At 38.9% G+C, this 6,152-nt stretch carries 3 protein-coding genes; 1 reads left to right on the plus strand and 2 read right to left on the minus strand.

Features of this window, described 5'->3' with window-relative positions; translation table 11 throughout:
- Positions 1–193: 193 nt before the first annotated feature.
- Entirely contained in the window at positions 194–964 is a 771-nt protein-coding gene (locus QZ138_RS11115) for an SDR family NAD(P)-dependent oxidoreductase (protein WP_292889082.1), read from the minus strand.
- A gap of 276 nt (positions 965–1,240) precedes the next feature.
- On the opposite strand from QZ138_RS11115, the gene QZ138_RS11120 reads away from it, so the two are divergent.
- Positions 1,241–3,835, plus strand: a complete 2,595-nt coding sequence (locus QZ138_RS11120) for an ATP-dependent helicase (protein ID WP_292889083.1) — start codon at positions 1,241–1,243, stop codon at positions 3,833–3,835.
- A 66-nt stretch (positions 3,836–3,901) separates the two neighbouring features.
- On the opposite strand, the gene QZ138_RS11125 is transcribed toward QZ138_RS11120, so the two are convergent.
- Positions 3,902–6,152, minus strand: a 2,251-nt coding sequence (locus tag QZ138_RS11125; protein ID WP_292889084.1) for an SDR family oxidoreductase, incomplete at its 5' end; no start/stop codon positions are given.

A 6,152-nucleotide genomic window follows, 5' to 3' on the forward strand; every position in this document is an offset into this window, starting at 1 on the left:
TACAAATTATATAAACAAAGTGAGAGAGCATTTGAAAAGTAATATTCAAAAAATATTGATTGAAAAAATGACTCTGTGTCTTTTTTGTGAAATTCATCTCCGACCTAAAAGAGGTCGGAGTATTCTTTCACTAATTTGATAAAATTTTACAGATTAAAAAAAAATAGAAAAAAATAAGAGAAAAATCTCTTATCTAGATAGCTGTCCAACCACCGTCGATACAGATCAATTGACCTGTACAGTAAGAGGATGCATCAGATGCCAGGTAAATTGCAATACCATCCAATTCACCAGGTTCACCTAAACGGCCTGCAGGACAGTATGCTGCAATCAAGTCCATGAATCCATCTAGGTCAATGGTGTCTTGGGTCAATTCAGTTGCAAATACTGCTGGACCGATAGCGTTAACGGTAATGTTGTATTTAGCCCATTCTACAGCTAAGTTTTTGGTTAGGTTCATTACTCCACCTTTAGCTGAGGAGTATGCACTGATTCCTCCACCAGGGAAGATAACTCTTGAGTGGATTGAACCGATGTTGATAATCTTACCGTATTCCTGTTCAATCATGATTTCTCCAACAGCTTTACACATGTAGTATACACCGCTTAAGTCGATGTGGATGTGTCTTTCCCATTCTTCGTTGGATTGGTCAGTGACCATTTTGTTGTTACCCATACCTGCTGCGTTAACTAAGATGTCAATTCTTCCGTAAGCATCCATAACTTTTGCAACAGCTGCGGTGATACTGTCGTAATCTCCGACGTCACATACTGCATACATTACATCAGTACCGAATTTATCTTCGATTTCAGCGACATTTTCTTGTAATCTTTCTTCTCTTCTAGCAAATAATGCTACTTTTGCACCTTGGCTTGCGTATGCTTGAGCAATTTGCCAACCAAGACCAGATGAAGCTCCAGTAACAACTGCAACTTTGTCTTTAATATCGAAATAGTTTTTCATTTTTATACCACCTTAGTCCTAAGACTATGTATAAATATTTGAAAAATAAACTATTTAACTATTTTTATATGAATTTTTGAGTAATATTCATTAAATCAAATTAAACAAATAAACAAATTTAACAAATAATGAATTTAATGAATAGACTGGCTAAAAAACACTTGTTATGTTTTTTTGACTGTACAAAAATATTTACAAAAAGTATAACAAAAATATAATAAGAAAAATCAAGCAAGTATATCATGCACAAAAATATTTTTCAAGAGATGAGACAAAATGATTGAAGAGCAGAAAAAGAGCTATTCCAAAAAGGAAATTTTCAAAACCCTTCACCCATGGGTCAGAAAATGGTTTGACTCCCAATTTGAGGATTTCACCCCAGCTCAGAAAAGGTCAATCATTGATATCCACAAAAGGAACAATATCCTAATCTCATCACCGACAGGATCCGGTAAAACCCTGACGGCGTTTCTATCGGTCATCAGCGAACTGACAGAACTGGCAGAAAAGGACAAGCTGGAAGACAAGGTCTACTGCATCTACATTTCACCCCTGAAGGCTCTTGACAATGACATCGAAAAGAACTTAGATGAACCGCTTGACGGAGTGGAAAAGATAGCCGGCAGAAGCCTAGGAATCAGAAAGGCCGTCAGAACCGGTGACACCACACAGTACCAAAGGCAGAAAATGCTTAAAAAGCCGCCGCACATCCTGATTACCACTCCCGAAACCCTGTCAATTTTATTGGTGGCTCCGAAGTTCAGGGAAAAGCTGAGCCATGTGAAATATGTAATCATTGACGAGATACATTCACTGGCCGAAAACAAAAGGGGAGTTCATTTGAGCCTGTCTTTAGAGAGGCTGCAGCATCTGATCGGACAGTATACAAGGATAGGGCTTTCAGCGACAGTAAGTCCCATCGAAGAGGTTGCACGCTTTTTGGTCGGCTATGAATATGGAGTTGAAAGGAACTGCAAGATAGTCAATGTGAACTACCTGAAGGAGCTTGACATGGAGGTCATGTGTCCTGTAAGCGACATAGTCCTTGCAGATGAAGAGGACACCCGTTTGGGAATGTATGACCTTCTGGATGACTTGATACAGGAAAACAAGACAACACTGATATTTACGAATACCCGAAGCGGCACGGAACGATTTGTCTACAACCTGAAGAAAATGTATCCGATGAACTACAATAACAGCAATATAATGGCCCATCACTCCTCGCTTTCAAAGGAAGTTCGTCTGGAAACCGAAAACAAGCTGAAGGAAGGCAAGCTCAAGGCAGTCGTCTCATCAACATCCCTGGAACTGGGAATTGACATAGGATATATTGACCTTGTCGTTTTAATCAACTCCCCAAAATCCGTTGCAAGAGCATTGCAGAGAATAGGAAGAAGCGGACACAGACTACATGAAAAATCCAAGGGAAGAATCATAGTCACCGACCGTGATGATTTGGTGGAATGCTCAGTTTTGCTTAAAAATGCCAAGGAAGGAAAGATTGACAGGATTACAATACCTTCAAACTGTCTGGATGTCCTTGCGCAGCACATCTATGGGATGAGCATTGAAAATCCATGGGACATCGACTATGCATACGACGTGATACGAAAGAGCTACTGCTATAAGGACCTCACCAGAGACGATTACGAGGACGTCCTAAGCTATCTCGGCGGAGAATACGAAGAGCTTGAAGAAAGGTATGTCTATGCCAAAATCTGGATTGACTATAAGGAAAATACCTTTGGAAAGCGTGGAAAGCTGGCAAGAATGCTTTATTCAACAAACATCGGAACAATACCAGATTCATCAGGAGTGCTTGTCAAATGCGACGGCGAAACCGTCGGAAAGATAGAAGAGTCCTTTATGGAAAGGCTCAAAAAGGGAGACACCTTCGTGCTTGGAGGGCGAACATACCGGTTCAACTACGGCAAGGGAATGACCATCAACGTGACTCCGGCAAGCGGACCTCCGACAATACCTTCATGGTTTTCACAACAGCTTCCATTATCATTTGACCTTGCAATGGACATACAGAAGTTCAGGTCATTCATGGAAGCCAGATTTGAGTACAGGAGAAGCAAAGAGGAGATAATGGAATTCATCTATGATTACCTCTATGTTGATGATTTTGCTGCCAATTCAATCTATGAATACTTCATTGAACAGTACAAATATGCAAAGATTCCTTCAAACCGCTGCCTGCTCATAGAATACTACAAAGGATTTGGAGGAAGAAAATTCGTGATATTCCATTCCCTATTCGGCAGAAAGGTCAATGACGCTCTGTCACGTGCGGTCGCCTATGTGGTTGCCCGAAGATACAATACGAATGTCACAATATCCATATCCGACAACGGATTTTACCTGAGCTCGGACGGCACAATAGGAGGTTTGGAATCATTCAGGGAACTGAACCCCGAAAACTTTGAGCAGATTCTGACAAATTCCCTCAACAAGACGGAAACATTGGCATCAAGATTCAGACATTGCGCCGGAAGGTCACTGATGACATTGCGAAGATATAAAGGCGAATCAAAGTCCGTTGGCCGCCAGCAGGTGCGAGGCAAAATACTGCTTAAGTATGTGCAGGACATGGATGACAATTTTTCAATATTGAAGGAGGCCAGAAGAGAAGCCATGGAAGACTACATGGACATCAAGAACGCATTGAAAGTCATAAATATGATTGATTCGGGAGAGATGGAAATAAAAACCATCAATACAGTAATTCCAAGCCCATTTGCATTCAATCTGGTTTCACAAGGATACCTTGATGTATTGAATCAGAATGACCGAGGAGAATTTACAAAAAGAATGCATCAGGCAATACTTGAACAAATCAAGGACAAATTAAAAGAATTATAATGAAAAAAAGAAGGTAAAGGGAATCATCTGATTCCTATTACTCTTTACTTGGAAAATAGCCTATTTTTAATTGAAAAATCCCAAATCATTCAGATAACCAATAACCCTTGTAAGATAATCGGTATCCGGTTTTACCCATTCAAAGCCTAATGATTCAAGAATTTCAACGGTCTGGTCTGTTTTTAAATCGTATTCATAATCATCTTCCTCATCCGCCCCTTCATCAGCTATAGACATGTCGGAAGTGATTAATCCCTGTATGTTTTCGTCCATATTTTCCCTACATATCCTCATAAATTCATCGTCATCGACTTCCAGGATGCCATAACCAAATGAATTCAATACATTGATTATATCACTATTCAACAAATCATTATTGTTTTGACAGTTGAATACCCTGCATTTTTGCGGAGTTTTAGACAATGCAATTATGGCCTTTGCAGTGCAGTCGATAGGACTCATTTCTTCAGCTTCACCATACATTGAAGTGGATATGGCCTGAATATTCTTGATAGATTTGATATTGGCTAAAAATGCATTAGTATCATAGTTTTTCTGGAAGAGACCGTCCCTATAACGACCCATAAGGTTTCCGACTCTGATTATTTTCACATCCAAACCATCAACTGCAGCCTCCAATAACATTCTTTCGGCTAAAAATTTACTGTTGACATATTTATTGCTCAAGTCCTGCCTGTAGTATAATGTTCTTTCATCCAATTGAACATCACGAGCAGATTCCATGTCAACAGGATATGAAAGCACACTTGTGGTCGATATCTGAACATATCTAACATCATTTGCCTGAGCATATTTAATTCCATTGATTACACCATCAACATTTACCTTAAAGATATAGTCATCTGCAGTATAGTGTTTTACAATAGCCGCACAATTTATCAATGTATCAATTGGATAATTTTCAAGTTTTTTAAAGTCATCAAGCTCAGTAATGTCGCCTTCAGATAAAATGATTCTAGATCCAATCAAGTCTGTCAATTCCCCATCGAAGTAGTAATCAAATAGATCAGCTAAACGGTCTTTGCAAGAATCAAATCCTCCTTTTCTCAGCATGCAATAAACTGTACCCTTTTCATTTTTAATATAATCATATAAAACATGAATTCCAAGATAACCTGTGACTCCAGTCAGCAATAGGTTGCCAATCTCCTGTTTTTCACCATTATAGAAGTTTTCAAGTGTATTTTCACTTAAGAGATTGTTTATTTGTGAATAGTCATAGTCATCGGCTATGTCATAGTCGCCATCCCTGACCTCATGTTCACCAGAGAGGAATCTTGCAAGTTGTCTAGGTGTCTGATTGGAGAATACATCATCATATTTTACAGTATAATCACGTTTAAGCAATTCTAAAATGATTTTGGATGCTACAAGTGAAGTTCCTCCAATTTCAAAGAAATTATCTTCGGCACCAACAGTTTCAATACCCAAGGTGGATGAAAATACTGCACAAATTAATTGTTCCAATTCATTTTCAGGTGCAACATACTCCAATTTTAATTTTGGTTCAGGCAATTGATTTATATCCGTTTTGCCATTTGGAGTCATCGGCATTTCATCAATTTGCATGAATACTGTAGGAACCATATAACGGGTTAAATATTGGGTCAAGTACTCTTTTAAATCATCAGTGTCTATTTCCTCGTCTGCAGTGAAATAAGCACATAAGTGTTCGTTGTTGTTGATTTCCTTGATTACAACAACGTTTTGCCTGATATGTGGGAATTTAGCGATATTTGCTTCAATTTCCCCAATCTCAATTCTCAAACCTCTTAATTTGATTTGATTATCGATTCTTCCCTTGACGTCGATTTCGCCATTTGGAAGCTCAATTGCATAATCTCCACTCTTATAGTACGGAATGTCGTTAATGGTAACGAATACCTCTTCGGTCTTATCATCAAGATTATGGTATCCCCTACTTACACCAACACCACCAATGTATAACTCGCCTATTATACCATCAGGCAGCAGTTTGCCATCTATATCGCGAACATCAGTAACGTAGTTATGCAATGCTTTTCCTACAGTGATATTGTCCGGACTGGTAATGTTTATTGAGTTACAGGTTACTGTGGTTTCTGTCGGCCCGTAAATGTTGAATATGTCAGTATCTGCATTATCCAAGATTTTTGACACAACGTCCTGAGGCAATATTTCACCGCCGACTGCAATATATGAAAATGTGGATAATTCTTCTGCAAACCTGTCATATTCAAGGTATTGCCTTATTCTTGACGGAGTTGTGAATGTAAGGGCATCCGGCTTTTGCCTGTGAATCAGTTCAGTCAGCTCT

The organism is Methanobrevibacter sp. UBA212 (genome assembly GCF_905233225.1).
Taxonomy (GTDB): domain Archaea; phylum Methanobacteriota; class Methanobacteria; order Methanobacteriales; family Methanobacteriaceae; genus Methanocatella.

Coding starts and splice junctions, on each gene's coding strand:
- QZ138_RS11120 (WP_292889083.1), top strand. CDS start 1,241: ATGATTGAAGAGCAGAAAAAGAGCTATTCCAAAAAGGAAATTTTCAAA.
- QZ138_RS11115 (WP_292889082.1), bottom strand. CDS start 964: ATGAAAAACTATTTCGATATTAAAGACAAAGTTGCAGTTGTTACTGGA.